17 protein-coding genes are annotated in these 16357 nt (G+C 35.5%); 12 read left to right on the top strand and 5 right to left on the bottom strand.

Annotation, left to right across the window (positions count from 1 at the left end; translation table 11 throughout):
* The first annotated feature begins 225 nt into the window (after window positions 1-225).
* The 5 genes from G8Y84_RS08820 to dinB all read left to right on the top strand — a co-directional run bounded on the left by G8Y84_RS08820 (window position 226) and on the right by dinB (window position 5877).
* A complete protein-coding gene (locus tag G8Y84_RS08820; protein ID WP_103159027.1) occupies window positions 226-1158 on the top strand; it encodes a diacylglycerol kinase in 933 nt (310 codons plus the stop codon).
* Between the two features lie 90 nt (window positions 1159-1248).
* Complete coding sequence (rlmD, locus tag G8Y84_RS08815) at window positions 1249-2613, top strand: 23S rRNA (uracil(1939)-C(5))-methyltransferase RlmD (protein ID WP_165806297.1); 1365 nt, start codon at window positions 1249-1251, stop codon at window positions 2611-2613.
* Window positions 2614-2627: 14 nt separating this feature from the next.
* A complete protein-coding gene (locus G8Y84_RS08810; RefSeq protein WP_103159025.1) occupies window positions 2628-3956 on the top strand; it encodes a carboxylesterase family protein in 1329 nt (442 codons plus the stop codon).
* Window positions 3957-4029: 73 nt separating this feature from the next.
* Complete coding sequence (locus G8Y84_RS08805; protein ID WP_037575766.1) at window positions 4030-4560, top strand: DUF3267 domain-containing protein; 531 nt, start codon at window positions 4030-4032, stop codon at window positions 4558-4560.
* A gap of 246 nt (window positions 4561-4806) precedes the next feature.
* Window positions 4807-5877, top strand: coding sequence for a DNA polymerase IV (dinB, locus tag G8Y84_RS08800; protein ID WP_037575767.1), 1071 nt, complete (start codon window positions 4807-4809; stop codon window positions 5875-5877).
* On the opposite strand, the gene G8Y84_RS08795 is transcribed toward dinB, so the two are convergent.
* A complete protein-coding gene (locus tag G8Y84_RS08795; RefSeq protein WP_037575768.1) occupies window positions 5872-6432 on the bottom strand; it encodes a 3'-5' exonuclease in 561 nt (186 codons plus the stop codon). The genes dinB and G8Y84_RS08795 overlap by 6 nt on opposite strands.
* Before the next feature lie 96 nt (window positions 6433-6528).
* Complete coding sequence (locus G8Y84_RS08790; protein ID WP_037575770.1) at window positions 6529-7032, bottom strand: ferritin; 504 nt, start codon at window positions 7030-7032, stop codon at window positions 6529-6531.
* 149 nt (window positions 7033-7181) lie between these two features.
* On the opposite strand from G8Y84_RS08790, the gene murT reads away from it, so the two are divergent.
* Together murT and gatD are read left to right on the top strand one after the other, a co-directional pair.
* Window positions 7182-8492, top strand: coding sequence for a lipid II isoglutaminyl synthase subunit MurT (gene murT / locus G8Y84_RS08785; RefSeq protein ID WP_165806296.1), 1311 nt, complete (start codon window positions 7182-7184; stop codon window positions 8490-8492).
* Window positions 8493-9221, top strand: a complete 729-nt coding sequence (gene gatD / locus G8Y84_RS08780) for a lipid II isoglutaminyl synthase subunit GatD (protein WP_103159023.1) — start codon at window positions 8493-8495, stop codon at window positions 9219-9221.
* Between the two features lie 37 nt (window positions 9222-9258).
* On the opposite strand, the gene G8Y84_RS08775 is transcribed toward gatD, so the two are convergent.
* Window positions 9259-10269, bottom strand: a complete 1011-nt coding sequence (locus tag G8Y84_RS08775) for an FUSC family protein (RefSeq protein ID WP_103159022.1) — start codon at window positions 10267-10269, stop codon at window positions 9259-9261.
* 331 nt (window positions 10270-10600) lie between these two features.
* On the opposite strand from G8Y84_RS08775, the gene map reads away from it, so the two are divergent.
* The 5 genes from map (at window position 10601) to vraR (ending at window position 14217) form a co-directional block, all read left to right on the top strand.
* Complete coding sequence (gene map, locus G8Y84_RS08770; RefSeq protein WP_037575776.1) at window positions 10601-11359, top strand: type I methionyl aminopeptidase; 759 nt, start codon at window positions 10601-10603, stop codon at window positions 11357-11359.
* A gap of 95 nt (window positions 11360-11454) precedes the next feature.
* Entirely contained in the window at window positions 11455-11844 is a 390-nt protein-coding gene (locus tag G8Y84_RS08765; RefSeq protein ID WP_037575778.1) for a hypothetical protein, read from the top strand.
* Between the two features lie 12 nt (window positions 11845-11856).
* Entirely contained in the window at window positions 11857-12558 is a 702-nt protein-coding gene (vraT, locus tag G8Y84_RS08760; protein WP_037575779.1) for a cell wall-active antibiotics response protein VraT, read from the top strand.
* The gene (locus tag G8Y84_RS08755; RefSeq protein ID WP_037575781.1) at window positions 12555-13598 is read left to right on the top strand and encodes a sensor histidine kinase; all 1044 of its coding nucleotides are present in this window, start codon (window positions 12555-12557) and stop codon (window positions 13596-13598) included. The genes vraT and G8Y84_RS08755 overlap by 4 nt, the downstream gene beginning before the upstream one ends.
* Complete coding sequence (gene vraR / locus G8Y84_RS08750) at window positions 13588-14217, top strand: response regulator transcription factor VraR (protein ID WP_037575783.1); 630 nt, start codon at window positions 13588-13590, stop codon at window positions 14215-14217. The genes G8Y84_RS08755 and vraR overlap by 11 nt, the downstream gene beginning before the upstream one ends.
* A gap of 203 nt (window positions 14218-14420) precedes the next feature.
* Here vraR and G8Y84_RS08745 read toward each other — a convergent pair whose 3' ends face one another.
* Complete coding sequence (locus G8Y84_RS08745; RefSeq protein WP_103159021.1) at window positions 14421-14993, bottom strand: beta-class carbonic anhydrase; 573 nt, start codon at window positions 14991-14993, stop codon at window positions 14421-14423.
* Window positions 14994-15035: 42 nt separating this feature from the next.
* Complete coding sequence (locus G8Y84_RS08740; protein WP_165806295.1) at window positions 15036-16304, bottom strand: YihY/virulence factor BrkB family protein; 1269 nt, start codon at window positions 16302-16304, stop codon at window positions 15036-15038.
* Window positions 16305-16357: the final 53 nt, after the last annotated feature.

Here is a 16357-nt window from a genome sequence, read left to right as displayed (position 1 = left end):
TTTGTCACACCTCCTTCAATGTTATATTGAGATAATGATTTATGAATCCATTGAATGATGACGCGCAGTATTAGCATTTAGTTCATCTATTGAGAGATAGGTTGAGACAAGGTTAACCTCTGAATTAAACATGCGCATCAGAAGTAATACATAATGTAAATAACTTTTAATACGAGTCAAGTTCCTATAATATAAATGTGAGTATACAAAAATTGAGGGATCTATATGAGAAAACGTGCGAGAATTATTTATAATCCGACGTCTGGGAAAGAGTTGTTTAAAAAAGCATTACCAGATGTTTTAATCAAATTAGAACAAGCCGGTTATGAAACAAGTGCTTATGCAACGCAAAAAATTGGAGATGCGACAGAAGAGGCGGCCCGCGCCATTGATCGTAATTACGATCTTCTGATTGTGGCAGGCGGAGACGGGACACTCAATGAGGTGGTGAATGGGATTGCAGAAAAACCCAACCGTCCTAAACTCGGTCTGATTCCAATGGGGACGGTGAATGACTTTGGACGCGCACTCCATTTACCTAATGATATTATGGAAGCAGTGGATGTTATTATCCAAGGTAAAACTGTACAAGTCGACATTGGAAAAATGAATAGTCGGTATTTTATCAATTTAGCAGGTGGCGGTAAACCGACGGAAGTTTCATATGAAGCGCCAAGTAAACTCAAATCAATGATTGGATCATTTGCGTACTATGTCAAAGGATTTGAAATGTTGCCTCAAATGCATGCAGTAGATGTACGCATCGAATATGATGATCAAGTATTTGAAGGCGAAATCATGTTATTTTTATTAGGTTTAACGAACTCAATGGCAGGATTCGAAAAACTTGTTCCAGATGCTAAACTTGACGATGGGAACTTTACGTTGCTCATCGTTGAAAAATCAAATTTGGCTGAAATGGGCCATATTATGACTTTAGCTTCTCGAGGGGAACATATTCATCATCCTAAGGTACATTACTATAAGGCGCAATCTGTAAATATTTCATCTTATAGTGATATGGCATTAAATGTAGATGGAGAATATGGTGGCCAATTGCCTGCTAACTTTTTAAATTTAGTACGTCATATCGAAGTTTTTTCTCAATCACAAGAAGAAAATGACTTATTAATAGACAAACCAAAACAATCTGAATAATAGGGAGAAGATTAGCAACTCTATCTGAATTTGCTAATCGACTCCCTACAATTTTGAAAAATTTTAAGGCATGGAAAAGGGGGGATTTTAATGACAGTTGTTCAAAAAAATCAAGTATTAGAAGGCGAAGTCATGGACTTAACACATGAAGGGCATGGCGTCATCAAAGTAAACGCTTATCCTATTTTTGTTCCTCACGCTTTAATAGGGGAACGTATCCAATATAAAATTATAAAAGTAAAAAAGAATTTTGCCATTGGCAAATTAATTGAAATATATAAAGAGAGTGACGCACGTGAAGTACCTCCATGTGAGTATTATGCTAAATGTGGAGGATGTCAGCTTCAACATTTAAATTATACGGCGCAATTAGAAATGAAGCGAAATCAAGTAGTCAATCTCTTTCATCGAAAAGGCAAAATGCCAAACGTAGCTATAGAGAATACAGTGGGGATGGACAATCCTTGGTTTTATCGAAATAAATCACAAATCCCAGTTGGCGGCCAAACAGATTACGTTGAAATGGGCTATTATCGCCAACGAAGTCATGACATTATAAATATGGACAAGTGCTTAATTCAATATGAAGCACATAATGAAATCATGAATGCAGTACGTCAATTACTCAATCACTATCACATTCCTCCATATGATGAACGACAACAATCAGGACTCGTACGTCACATTGTGTTAAGAAAAGGCTTCTATACCAATGAAATCATGGTTGTTTTTGTGTTAAACGGGACATCACTGCCGCATCAAAAGGAGATTATTCAAAATTTAACAGGTGCATTTCCTCAAATTAAAAGTATAAAAATCAATATAAATCAAGCACATTCCAATGTTATTATGGGTAAACAAAGTAAAACTGTTTACGGTAACTCGACGATTAAGGATACACAAGGGGATTTAACATTTAAAATTAATGATCAATCTTTCTATCAAATTAATGTCCCTCAAACGCAAAAACTATACGATATTGCTGTAAGGGAGGCAGGATTAACTGGAAATGAGGTCGTCTTGGATGCCTATTGTGGAATAGGCACAATTGCGTTAGCGATGGCGCCAAACGCCCAACATGTCTATGGGGTTGAAGTCGTTCCTGAAGCCATTGAGGATGCAAAAACAAACGCCGAATTGAATGGATTACGCAATACCACATTTGTTGCCGGTGCAGCGGAGGACGTCATTTTAGAATGGCAAAAACAAGGGATTCAACCTGATGTTGTCACAGTAGATCCCCCAAGAAAAGGGTGTGATAGCACCTTTATTGAAACACTTAAACAATTGCAACCCCAAAAAATTGTTTACGTCTCGTGTAATCCGAGCACACAACTGAGAGATGTGCAGTTATTATTAGAGCACTACGAATTGGTTAAGGTTACACCCGTGGACATGTTCCCACATACAACACATGTTGAAACTGTCGCTTTGTTAAAACGTAAAGATATCTAATAAGGAGGGATAGGATGGATAAACAGCATGTTTTGATTCAAACGCGCATGGGGAAGGTGAAAGGCCTTGAAAATGCTAAAACACAAAAATTTCTAGGAATTCGCTACGCCTATGCGGCACGTTATGAAGCGCCGCAACCTTATCATTATGAAACAGAAGAAATAGACGCAACACAACATGCGCCGATTGCATGGCAAAGCCATTCTCAATTTGAATCTTTTTACTTAGGCACGGAGTATGATACGATTCAACAAACGGAATTTCCTCATTATTTATCCATCACTCGTCCAAAAGAAAAACAACAATTACTCCCTGTGATGGTTTGGATACACGGGGGCTCATTTGTTAATGGCAGTGGGGAAAATCCTGAATATGACCCATCACCGTTAGTGATACAAGAGAATGTGATTGTCGTTAATTTAAGTTATCGCCTCGGTGTGTTAGGTTTTTTACGTAATCAACAAGGTGAATTAGCCAATTTAGGACTACTAGATCAAATTGAAGCGTTAAAGTGGATTCAGTCTCATATAGAAGATTTTGGGGGAGACCCATCGAATATTACAATTTTCGGTCAATCTGCAGGGGGTGAATCTGTTCGTGCACTTATGCTCGCTGAAGGCACTGAACACTTATTCCATCGGGCGATTATTCAAAGTGCACCTCTTGGTTTAATGAAAGGGAGAGACCCGATGACACGTTATATGCTAGATCATCTTAAAAATTTAGCATTGGATGCAGATATTGCGCAAATAAAGGCACTACAAACTCAGCTTACATCACATAATAAGGGGAAAGGTTTAACTAAATTGATGCCTTTTGGGCCAAATTATGGGATTTATCCATTACCTAAAGAAAAAGAAATTCCACAAATACTCAAACAACGTGCGAAACACTATGATTTACTGATTGGTCACACGAAACGCGAGGTTAATGTATTTATTTACATGAATAACTTTTATCGCAAATTAAGTGAAATGCCTATATTCAAATGGTTCATTTCAGGTGTTGTTTATGGATTGACCCAAATCATTTATGCAAAGCCTTCTTATGCTTTTTATAAAGCATACAAGAAGAATAAAGGAAATGCCTATTTTTATCAATTTAATTGGCTAACCCGTGATTACTTTTTTGCTGCAGGGCATAGTTCGGAACTTGCATTATTATTTGATGTTGCGCCCTATATGAAATCACCGTTATATGCTCAATTGTCTGAAGAAAAGATTGTCTCGTCAGGTCAAACAATGAAAAAAGTATGGGGTGATTTTGCAAAAACAGGTACGATTCAAATCCCTACAAATAGTAATATACTGGACATTAAATCTTCCTCTCAGACTAAAAGATGATGCCTACGCACTACTTTAAATACTAAAAATTCGCTATAATAAAGCCAAGCCTTATGCGTAAGAGGGTGATTTTTTGTACACGTTAGATTTATTTGATAATTCGAAGGTGTTAAAACGCCTATTATTATCAGAATTTATTGTTTCACTTGTCTTCATCGTTTTGAGTTACAAGTGGTCTATGGCATTAACGGTGTTAAACGAAAAAAACATTTTTGCGAATGTTATCGTAGGTTTATGTGGTTTATGTATTTTAATTATTATTCATGAATGTTTACGTGCTATATTATTTAAATTATTATATAAATCCTCAAAACCAAAAATACAATTTAAATCGGGAATTCTAATTCAATATTTGCCAAATATTCAAATGAGTCGAATGACATTTACAACAATTATGCTGCTGCCAATTATTGTGATTAATATGTTGCTTTTTATCTCTTTTATTAATATGACGAATACATATATCATATTCGTGTTTGCTTTTCATATGGGTTATTCAACGCTAGCCTTATATCTCTCTTTTTTAGCCGTGAGTAACAAAAATGTGCAAACGATTGAAATGACTGATATTGGATTAACATTACGAAGTGATACGTCGAAATGAAACCGTTTTAACGAGGTCAACGGTAAATTAAAGGGACCTAGGCAAATGAATATACATGGAACCATAAAAAGGGGCTTGGACGAGACATGTTCAAGTCTCTTCTTATTGTCTAAAGTGATAATTTTTAAATGAAGTCATTTTGATCCTATACTCGAGTTAAATTCTCTATAATAATAAAAGAACTTCAATATAAAAGGGTTAAAAAGTGAAATGCCGAAGACGTTTAATAGAGTGGGAGGTGTTAAGATGCCAGAAAGACGTATTATTCATATCGATATGGATTTTTTCTTTGCGCAAGTGGAAGTGAGAGATCACCCGCATTTAAAAGGAAAACCTGTCATTGTGGGTGGAAAAGCGAGTGGTCGTGGGGTTGTATCGACAGCATCTTATGAAGCAAGAGCTTTTGGTGTTCGCTCGGCAATGCCAATGGCGCGCGCGCACCAACTTTGTCCTGACGGATTTTACATGCAGCCTCGATTTGAGGTTTATCGTGAAGTATCAAAACAAATTATGGAGATATTCAAAGGCTATACAGAGATAGTAGAACCATTATCTTTAGATGAAGCGTATCTTGACATTACTGATTTAGTGCGAGCGGATTTATCTGCATCACAAATCGCACAATTTATTCGACGTGATATCTTTAATAAGACACAACTCACTTCTAGTGCTGGGGTTTCTTATAATAAATTTTTAGCGAAATTAGCAAGTGGCATGAATAAACCAAACGGTATGACCGTAATTGACTATAATAATGTGCATGAAATATTGATGGACTTAGACATTGGCGATTTTCCTGGCGTAGGGAAAGCATCCAAAGAAAAAATGCATGCCAATCAAATTTATTCAGGCGCTGATTTATTCCAAAAAAGTGAACAAGAACTTGTCTTTTTATTTGGGAAAAAGGGTCACCAATTATATGAACGTGTGAGAGGGAGAGATCACCGTGAAGTGAAATCTGAGCGCATAAGAAAAAGTGTAGGTGCAGAGCGAACATTTAATACAGATACAAATGATGATGAAGAGATTTTAAAAAAGGTGGAAGCATTAAGTGAGATTCTTGAACGACGCTTAAATCAATTGAATCAATCTGCACGCACTGTAACCGTAAAAATTAAAACAGATGCATTTAAAAATACTTCAAAACAAAAAAGCTTACTGTCACCGATAAAAACAGCTGAGGAAATCTATCAGGTGGCCTATGATTTATATTATGAATTAAAAGAAGTAGATACACCCATCCGATTGATAGGTGTAACAGTCGGCGGTCTTGAAGATGCATTTTACCGCAATATGACAATTTATGACTTTTTATAGTAGATCTTTATCTTGTAAATTTTTCCCATAAATACGTAATACATTGTCGAGACTTGGATAATGTTTCAATAGGCGATACGTAATCATTGCACATGCCTTTGCGTCATTTAAAGCGTCGTGATGACCATGGAAATCTAAGTTGAAGTGTTCCATCATATGTTTAAGACCGTTTCTTTTTGAAGCGACAGTTTTTCTGGAAAGTTGACATGAACAAAAGTACGTTAAATTAGGTGTTTCAAATTGGTGGGCTTTTAAACTTGCATGCAAGACGGACATATCGAAGGCAGCGTTATGTGCGACCACAGGTAAGTCATTGATGAATTGGAGCATATAAGGATAGACGTAACTAAAATCCGGTGCTTCACGTACATCTTCTGGATGTATTCCGTGAACCTCAATATTTTTTGCAGAAAAATAATCATTAGGATTAACGAGCGTATAAAACGTTTCAGTGAGCTCATGGTCGACTACTTTGACCATACCGACCGAACAAACACTTGTCCGCTTATAATTCGCAGTTTCAAAATCAAGTGCAACATAGCTATTATGTGCCAACAAAACCCCTCAATTCTACTCTAAAATATGACATATCTTAGCATAAATAACGATAAAACGCCAACGACAGAACGTTGACGTTTTATCAGTTTTAAATTATTCTCCTTCGTTAAAAGAGCGACTTGCAAGTTCTTTTTCGTAAAGGTAAAGCGTATTACAATCATCACCGATACGTTTTAAATAATCGATATGTGTTTCAAACATAGACTCTTCTTCAACTTGTTCATCTAAGAACCAGTTTAAAAACGAAATCGTCGCATAATCTTTTTTATCATTTGCAATTTCTGATAAATGGTAAAAACGTTTTGTTACATCTTGTTCTTGTTTTAATCCATCTTCAAAAGTCTCTAAAATAGAATTGAATTCCACTTTAGGCGCTTGAATTGCAGAAAAAATAGCTTTTTCGCCACGGTCATTAATATAATCATAGATTTTCTTTCCGTGGAAACGTTCTTCTTTCGCTTGTTGAATGTAAAAATTTGCAAACCCTTCATAAGCATTGTGATCACAATAGGCAGCCATTGCCATATATGCATGTGCAGCAAAAAATTCATGATTCATTTGGTCATTTAAAGCTTCTAATAATTGTTTATCTAGCATAATATCCCTCCAAAGATGTCTTCGTCCTCTTTCATTTTACCCAATAGGATAAAAGTTATGCAATGAATAAAATTTGTGTTATGCTTTTGATTTTGTATTACTGTTGAGCATGGTATAATATTCTAAGCGAAAATTGAAGGAGAATTGTTATGAGACAATGGACAGCGATTCAGATGGCCAAACTCGCACGTAAAGCAAGTCGTGCAGTTGGTAAAAAGGGGACTGACTTGCCTGGTCAAGTGGCCCGAAAAATTGATCAAAATATTTTAAGAAAGTTAGCTGAAAAGGTGGATGAGGTTGTTTTTGTGAGTGGTACTAATGGAAAAACAACGACATCTAATCTGATTGGGCATACACTGAAAGCTAATCACATTCCAATTATTCATAATAATGAAGGGGCGAACATGGCTGCAGGGATTACTTCTGCATTCATCGTGCAATCTCGTCCGGAGACTAAAATGGCAATCATCGAAATCGATGAAGGTTCAATTCCGCGTGTATTGAAAGAAATGACACCTACGAAAATGGTGTTTACGAATTTCTTTCGTGATCAAATGGACCGCTTTGGAGAAATTGACATCATGGTGAATAATATTATTTCAGCCATTGAGAATAAAGGGATTGCATTAATTTTAAATACGGACGATCCTTTTGTAAGCCGTTTGAAAAAGGCAAGTGATCATGTCACTTATTATGGTATGGCTAAAAATGCTTATCCTTTTGAACAATCAACGATGAATGAAAGCCGTTATTGTCCAAACTGTGGAAAATTACTTAAATATGATTATATCCATTACAATCAATTAGGGCATTATTCTTGTGAATGTGGTTTTAATCGTATGTCTCCTAAATACGAAATTCAACATTTTGAAATAAACCCATTTTTAACACTTCAAACACCACAAGCGACATTCAATATGAAAATTGCCGGAGATTTTAACGCATACAATGCTTTGGCCGCATATGTTGTTTTAAGAGAATTAGGTTTAGACGACGAAAGTATTCGTAAAGGTTTTGAAACCTATACATCAGATAACGGACGTATGCAGTATTTTGAACGATCTCATAAAAAAGCACTCATAAATTTAGCTAAAAATCCAGCTGGAATGAATGCTTCTATATCAATGGGTGAAAAATTACAAGAGAGAAAAGTCTATTTAATGAGCTTGAATGATTTTGCGGCTGATGGGCGAGATACTTCTTGGATTTATGATGCGGACTTTGAAAAATTAGCAACCCAAGATATTGAAACGATTATCGTTACAGGCTCACGTGCTGAGGAGCTCCAATTACGATTGAAACTTGCAGAAATCAATGTTCCAATTATTTTAGAAAAAGATATTTATAAAGCGACGGCACGCTCTATGGATTTTGATAGCTTTACAGTCGCAATCCCTAACTATACCTCTTTAACCCCTATGTTGGATCAATTAGTCCGTTCGTTTAAGGAGGAGAAATAAATGTATGAATTAACCGTTTTCCATTTTATGCCAGACAAACTAAATCTTTATAGTGACATCGGTAATATCATGGCTTTAAAATACCGCGCCAAACAGCGTCAAATTCAGTTAAACGTAGTAGATATCAATGAAACTGAAGGCATTGATTTATCTAAAGCGGATATCTTCTTTATCGGTGGGGGTAGTGACCGTGAGCAATCCTTGGCCACTAAAGAGTTAGCTAAAATTAAAACTGAACTTAAAGCAGCCATTGAAGAAGGTTTGCCAGGGTTAACCATTTGCGGAGGATATCAATTTTTGGGTGAAAAATATATTACACCTGATGGTGAAACTTTAGAAGGATTAAATATCTTAGACTTTTACACCGAATCTCAAACGGAGCGCTTAACTGGTGATGTCGTTATAGAAAGTGAAACATTTGGAACTATCGTTGGTTTTGAAAATCACGGGGGGCGCACTTATCATAATTATGACACACTGGGTCACGTCACTTATGGTTATGGTAATAACGCGACCGATCGAAAAGAAGGGATTCATTATAAGAATTTACTAGGGACGTACCTTCATGGTCCGGTATTACCAAAAAATCATGAAATGACAGATTACTTATTAGAAGCGGCAGCCAAACGTAAGGGCATCCCATTTGAACCGAAATATCTTGATAACACAGAAGAAGAACTAGCAAAACAAGTCTTGATTGATCGTGCCCGTAAAAATGAGCAAAAATAAACCTAAAGAATTGGGCAAAGAAGTATTGTCCAATTCTTTAGGTTTTTTTTCGTATTTTTTTAAACCTTAAAAGTAAGATTCGATAAATCAACAAAATTTCGTAAATGGTATGACTTTTAACTTGATTGATATCAAATTCATTTAAGCCTTTTACAGAGTTTTTAAGTGTTGTCGCCGCTTTACGTTCAGGCTCAAATAAGCCTTTTATTGTAATCTGACTAATTTTTTGCGTAATCGCAATAATAGCTCTTTTTTCTTCATCGTTAAAAATTATAAAATCATCTTCTGGTAAATAGATAATATTGGATAAATGTGTAATGAGTAGCCGGTTTTCATGCGCACGGTTTGTGAATTTTCTTATTCTTAACCACTCGTCTGAGCGATTTTTTGATTTGTGGTATTTGAGTTCATCTCTTTGATAACCTAATAATTCTTCTATACGTGCATTATTAAGATGTAATTTTTCAACATCGTGATCACTTTTTTCAGAATGAAATTGCCCAATTAATAGTTCTTTCATTCTTTGTGTAAATAAACGATATATTTCCTTTTCAGTCTGATCAATAAGTGTATCGATTTGTGTATAATATTTAGGTGGTAAAACAATAAAATTAACTAATCCCGCAGTGCCTAAACCTATAATAGCAGTGAGTAAGCGTGAGAAAAAATTAAAAACATAATCTTGATGAATATCGGGTATCATTGCAAGTGCAGTCAGTGTCGCTACAGTAATACCCACGTGTAAATTGAAATGTATACATAATAAAATCGTGAGGGTAGCTGTCAGCCCATATGTAAAAGCAGAATTATCGCCGAAAATATAAGTACATACCACAGCGATAAAGGCGCCCATCACAGTGGCGGGTAAACGTTTGTATCCTTTAGTAATCGAAGCTTTGACAGTGGGTTCAATTGTAACAACGGCGGATAATATCGCAAAAATTGGATTTAAATCTAACCACAAACAAAACAACGCCGTTAAAAAAGCAGCAAGGCCTGTTTTGATTGTTCTTGCACCGATGAGGTTTTTGAGGCGTATTGCGTTCATCTTTTCATGCTCCCGTTTAAAAAGTTAGTTTAAGTATACCAAATTATCAGGATTTGAAGAACCGGGTTTTTTAAGGGGAATTAGAAATTGAGGTAAGCGTTATAACTATGTCTTTATAGAAAATACGGTGAATAATATATCTAAAATAATTTCTCGAGAGGTGTCACGTTGAAATAGGTGTAATAGATGGACTAAATTTTCATTTTCGAAACGTCTTAAAAAAATGATAAAATAGGAAAAAGCAATGTTTAAGGATATCACAATGGAAATAATTAAAATTAATGATATAGTAAAGTAGAATAAGAATTTTTAAAAAGGAACGGGATTAATCATGATTGTAAAAACAGATGAAGAATTACAAGCACTAAAAGAAATTGGAGCCATTTGTGCCAAAGTGAGGGACACAATGGTAAAAGCAACGGTACCAGGGATTACAACTAAAGAATTAGACCATATCGCCAAAGAGATGTTTGAAGCTGAGGGCGCAATTTCTGCTCCGATACATGATGAAAATTTTCCAGGTCAAACATGTATTAGTGTCAATGAGGAAGTGGCTCATGGTATTCCTGGAAAACGTGTAATAAAAGAAGGCGATTTAGTTAATATTGATGTCTCAGCGTTAAAAAATGGTTATTATGCAGATACGGGGATTTCATTTGTGGTTGGCGAAACTGATGAACCCATGAAACAAAAAGTTTGTGATGCGGCTCAAGAAGCTTTTGATGCAGCAATGACAAAAATAAAACCTGGGGCAAAATTAAGTCAAATCGGAAAAGCCGTTCATGCGACTGCGCGTAAAAATGATTTGAAAGTCATTAAAAACCTGACTGGACACGGGGTAGGTCAATCTTTACATGAAGCACCCGCACATATAATGAATTATTTTGAACCTCAAGATAAAACATTACTCAAAGAAGGTATGGTATTAGCAGTAGAACCATTTATTTCATCAAATGCGTCTTTTGTGACAGAAGGTAAAAATGAATGGGCATTTGAAACAAAAGATAAAAGTTATGTCGCACAAATAGAACACACGGTCATTGTGACTAAAGATGGGCCATTATTAACGACAAAAAGCACATTAGAATAACGTTCGGACTTAAGTCTTAATAAAAGATGGTTCCATAGCCTATTATAAACGGCATGGAACCATTTTATAATAGAATCGAAATATGAGGTGATTCTATGTTAAGACAAGTCCAACAATATCTAGAACGTTTTTTTAATCGCTTATATGTTTATGAAATGAGCGATTGTTTAGCAATGTTATCAACAAAAATTAGAAATATTGATGAGACGATATTGTATACTCAACAAAAAAAGACACAATTACAATTGTTAATTGACAGAGAGACCGTCGCATTAGAAAATAAATATATCGATTTATTAGACGCACAACATATGAGATGTCCAGAAAAAATTCATGGTAAAGAAATCACAAAAATGAAAGTGAAGTTAAACGAAATCGAGTCTGAGTATGCACGATTAGAACGGTATTTAACTCAATTGAACGCGGAAAAAAAAGAAAAGCAACAAGAGTGTGATTTATTATTAACATTAAAACTTGCATACTAGAAAGGTGGAAATATGACACAAAAATATATTTCGACTGAGCTCTTAATCATTTTTACAGCTCTAATGATTATCGCCAATTTTTATTACATCTTTTTTGAGAAAATTGGTTTTTTGTTTGTGTTGTTATTAGGAAGTATTTTAATGTATGTGGGTTACATTTACTTCCACAAAGTGAGAGGGCTCTTATGTTTTTGGATTGGAACATTAATGGTGTTATTTACTTTATTATCTAATAAATACACACTTGTGATTTTATTTATTTTTATGATCATCGTAGCGGTACGTTACATCGTTTATAAACGTAAACCGTTAAAAGTGACAACATCTGAGGCAGTAGAAGCCTCTCCTTCATTTATTAAACAAAAGTGGTTCGGAGAACAGAAAACACCTGTGTATGTCTACAAATGGGAAGATTTGCAAATTCAGCATGGGATGGGCGATGTCTATATTGATATGACGAAAGCAGCTAACTTAAAATCACAAAACAACATAGTGATTAGACATATTGTTGGCAAAGTACAAGTCGTCGTCCCATTAAATTACAATGTAAAGCTAAATGTTGCTGCTTTTTATGGGAATATCAATTTTGAGGAGCAACGTTTAAAGTTAGAAAACAACAACGTCACATTAGAATCATCAGAAAAATCAGATCGATATACAGTAAATATCTTCGTTTCCACGTTTATTGGTGATGTTGAGGTGGTTTATCGATGAATCAATATGTACGATCAATCGGTTCAATGCTGATTTTAGTGTATAGTCTCTTTACCGCTTTTTTCTTTATTGATAATGTCTTCACAAATATCATCTTTTTTCAAGGAATGTTTTACACACAAATTTTTGGAGTTCCTGTTTTCTTGTTTTTAAATTTAATAGCCATTTTTTTATGTATAATCGTTGGGAGTGTGCTCGCTTATAAAAATAACCAACAAAATGATTGGTTGAAAGCGCAAATTGAACGCTCAATTGAAGGTGAGACGGTAGGCGTAAATGACCAACAAATTGAACTTTATCACGAAACATTAGAATTATATGAAGCACTTGTGCCGCTTAATCAAGAACTTCACCGTATGCGCATTAAAACACAAAATTTAACGAACGAATCGTATAACATGAATGATTCAAAAGTTCAGAAAATCATTGAAGATGAGCGGCACCGGTTGGCGCGTGAATTGCATGATAGTGTCTCTCAACAGCTATTTGCGGCAAGTATGATGTTATCAGCAATAAAGGAAACACCACTTGAGCCTCCACTGAGCCAACAAATACCCACTTTAGAGAAAATGGTACAGGATTCGCAATTAGAAATGCGCGCATTACTTTTGCATCTGAGACCGATTGGCTTAAAAGATCGTTCTTTAGGTGAAGGGATACAGTCTTTGGTATCAGATTTACAACGTAAAGTGCCATTAAATGTAGTTCAAGATATTGGGGAATTTGACGTTCCCAAAGGGATGGAAGATCACCTTTTCAGAATTACACAAGAGGCAATTTCAAATACCCTACGTCATTCTAAAGGCACAGAGGTGACTGTTGAATTACTTCAGCGTGACGATTACATACTCCTACGTATACAAGATGACGGTATAGGGTTTAACGTTGATGATAAGATGGAACAAAGTTATGGTTTGAAGAATATGCGTGAACGTGCGATGGAAATCGGTGCGACGTTCCATATCGTATCGTTACCAGATTCAGGTACACGTATTGAAGTGAAAGCACCGTTAGATAAGGAGGGGCATAATGACAATTAAAGTTTTATTTGTAGATGACCACGAAATGGTAAGAATTGGTATCTCAAGTTATTTATCTACGCAGCCAGATATTGAAGTTGTTGGGGAAGGGGCTTCGGGTAAAGAAGCCATCGAAAAAGCGCATGCATTAAAACCTGATTTAATTTTAATGGATTTAGTGATGACGGATATGGACGGAGTAGAGGCGACGACGCAAATTAAGAAAGATTTACCTAAAATCAAAGTCGTGATGCTTACAAGTTATATTGAGGATAAAGAAGTCTACCGTGCATTAGATGCAGGTGTAGACAGTTATATTTTAAAAACAACAAGCGCCAGCGACATTGCCGAAGCCATTCGCAAAACATCTAAAGGGGAATCTGTCTTTGAAGCAGAAGTACTCGTTAAAATGAGGAATCGTATGCGACAACGTGCAGAACTTTACGAGCTTTTAACCGAAAGAGAAATGGAAATTTTATTATTAATTTCAAAAGGCTATTCTAATCAAGAAATTGCGAGCGCTTCACATATAACGATTAAAACCGTTAAAACACATGTTAGTAACATTTTAAGTAAACTTGAAGTTCAAGACCGTACACAAGCAGTGATATATGCTTTCCAACATGGGCTCATAGAATAATGAACGACAAAAAAGCACTTACGTTCCAAATTAATAGATGAGGCACTATAATGTTTCCTCAAAATGCAATAGCCATCAAAATTTATCTTTAAGTAAATTTTGATGGCTATTTTGATACAGCTTTAGTCACTCATCTTACGACAAAAATAGTTTCTAAAGTGTGAGAGGGAAACTTTAATCGTTTCCCTAACTCTGTTTTGTCATTATTTTTTAATTTGTTGATACCCATCTTGCACGAGTTCTAATTCACCTGTATGAGGATCGATAACGAGTCCGTGAACAGGGACTTTACGATCAAATAACGGATGGTCATATATCATTTGAATATTTTGACGAACATTTTCATAAACATCATCAAAGCCTTTTAAGAAATTAGGAACATCAATTCCAGAATGACCTAAAATATCAAAGACTTGACTGTTAACCCCACGTGATTTCATGGTTTCAATGACATCATCGACATTTAGGTTACCCATACCACAATCTTTATGGCCCATGATAATAACTTCCTCAGCACCAAGCGCATAGATACCTACAATGAGACTACGCATTGTCGAACCATAAGGATGTGTGATCGTAGCACCAGCATTTTTGACGACTTTCAAATCGCCATTATTGAACCCTAGAGCTTTCGTAGATAAATCTTGAAGGCGTGTATCCATACACGTCAAGAGTACGGCTTTTTTAGAAGGCTTTTTACTTGTTTCATAAGCTTCATATTCCTTATTTTCAACGAAGGATTTGTTAAACTCTAGAATATTTTCTAATAATGTCATGATTTTGTTCCTCCATCATCTAAGCTATTCAAGAGAACGGCTTTATTTTTTTGTTTTGATATGATGAGATTTTCCATCATTTATACGTTTTTCTGTTTTAGAACCTTCATATTGGTGATGGTTTTGATAATCAAAAGTGTTATTTTGGTTTTTAGCATCTTTGCGAGGTGCTTTTTCATTACCCATATTGTTATAGGCATCTGCTAAATCTTCTTCACCACGTTCATCCATTTCGTCATAAGTGATTTCTTCAGGTGTTTTACCTTTAGACACTTTACGGTGATGGAAGATAGCGTTAACTTCAGCCCCTAAAATAAGAATAAATCCAGTGATGTATAACCATAGCATTAATACGATGACACCACCGATACTACCATATGTTTTAGAGTAGTTACCAAAGTTTGAAACATAGAATCCAAAAGCAAGTGTTCCTAAAATCCAAACAATTGTCGCAACGAGGGCACCTGGAATGACTGATTTTAATTTTATTTTTACATTAGGTGCCATTATATACAATAGAGTAAAGACAATAAAAATCGCGAGGACCGGTAGAACAGTACGTAGTAAACCAAACACCCATCTCACAGCGCTATCCAATCCTAGTGGACCAAATAAAATATTTCCAATTTGTTCGCCGAACGTAAAAAGCACTAACGTAATAGGCATTGTGATACCGATAAGCAATGTAAAGAAAATCGCCATGGCTTTTGATACAAAGAAATTACGACTATCTTCAACGTCATAGGCCACGTTAAATGAGTTCATTAAAGCTGTCATACCGTTAGACGCTGTCCAAAGTGCTAAAATCAAACCGAAAGATAGGATGCCACCATTCGCATTACTCATCACATCAGTCAATATATTTGTGATGATAGATGAGGCTTGTGCAGGTGCATTGGATTCGATTTGGTTAATAATCGATTTTTGATCAATATTAAATAGCGGTATAAGCGATAAAATAAAGATAAGCATTGGGAAAAGTGATAGCATAAAATAATAGGCGAGTTGTGCCGCTAAGCCAGAGGCATCGTCTTTACCAATGCGATAAATTAAATATGAGAAAAAATTAGGTCGGTCTGTGTATTTTACCGGCTTATTTATACGCGAAACAAAGAAAGTTTGGTTATCTTTTTTTGCTTCTTTAGATTGAAATGGTTGTGGCTTCACAAAGTGGTGTTCTTCATGAATATCTCCTTTGGCGTCACCTTGACGATTTGGATTTGGTTCACTTTCTTTTTGATGTGAATCATCTTTTTGGAAATTATCTTTTGCTTTATCAATAATTCCGGATGATTTATGTTTATTATCCATATTGTAGCTCCCCTAATATTTAGTATAAAAAAAGCAATCTCAATAGGGGAGAA

Source organism: Staphylococcus sp. 11511212 (genome assembly GCF_011394755.1).
Classification (GTDB): domain Bacteria; phylum Bacillota; class Bacilli; order Staphylococcales; family Staphylococcaceae; genus Staphylococcus; species Staphylococcus chromogenes.
Note: the sequence above shows the minus strand (reverse complement) of the source record. Positions and strands in the feature narration are given on the sequence as shown.

What these genes read in the sequence shown, in the direction of transcription:
- G8Y84_RS08765 (WP_037575778.1), top strand. Translation starts at nt 11,455, where the DNA reads ATGTTAAGACAAGTCCAACAATATCTAGAACGTTTTTTTAATCGCTTA.
- map (WP_037575776.1), top strand. Translation starts at nt 10,601, where the DNA reads ATGATTGTAAAAACAGATGAAGAATTACAAGCACTAAAAGAAATTGGA.
- gatD (WP_103159023.1), top strand. Translation starts at nt 8,493, where the DNA reads ATGTATGAATTAACCGTTTTCCATTTTATGCCAGACAAACTAAATCTT.
- G8Y84_RS08775 (WP_103159022.1), bottom strand. Translation starts at nt 10,269, where the DNA reads ATGAACGCAATACGCCTCAAAAACCTCATCGGTGCAAGAACAATCAAA.
- G8Y84_RS08755 (WP_037575781.1), top strand. Translation starts at nt 12,555, where the DNA reads ATGAATCAATATGTACGATCAATCGGTTCAATGCTGATTTTAGTGTAT.
- vraT (WP_037575779.1), top strand. Translation starts at nt 11,857, where the DNA reads ATGACACAAAAATATATTTCGACTGAGCTCTTAATCATTTTTACAGCT.
- G8Y84_RS08745 (WP_103159021.1), bottom strand. Translation starts at nt 14,993, where the DNA reads ATGACATTATTAGAAAATATTCTAGAGTTTAACAAATCCTTCGTTGAA.
- rlmD (WP_165806297.1), top strand. Translation starts at nt 1,249, where the DNA reads ATGACAGTTGTTCAAAAAAATCAAGTATTAGAAGGCGAAGTCATGGAC.
- G8Y84_RS08820 (WP_103159027.1), top strand. Translation starts at nt 226, where the DNA reads ATGAGAAAACGTGCGAGAATTATTTATAATCCGACGTCTGGGAAAGAG.
- G8Y84_RS08740 (WP_165806295.1), bottom strand. Translation starts at nt 16,304, where the DNA reads ATGGATAATAAACATAAATCATCCGGAATTATTGATAAAGCAAAAGAT.
- G8Y84_RS08810 (WP_103159025.1), top strand. Translation starts at nt 2,628, where the DNA reads ATGGATAAACAGCATGTTTTGATTCAAACGCGCATGGGGAAGGTGAAA.
- G8Y84_RS08790 (WP_037575770.1), bottom strand. Translation starts at nt 7,032, where the DNA reads ATGCTAGATAAACAATTATTAGAAGCTTTAAATGACCAAATGAATCAT.
- vraR (WP_037575783.1), top strand. Translation starts at nt 13,588, where the DNA reads ATGACAATTAAAGTTTTATTTGTAGATGACCACGAAATGGTAAGAATT.
- dinB (WP_037575767.1), top strand. Translation starts at nt 4,807, where the DNA reads ATGCCAGAAAGACGTATTATTCATATCGATATGGATTTTTTCTTTGCG.
- murT (WP_165806296.1), top strand. Translation starts at nt 7,182, where the DNA reads ATGAGACAATGGACAGCGATTCAGATGGCCAAACTCGCACGTAAAGCA.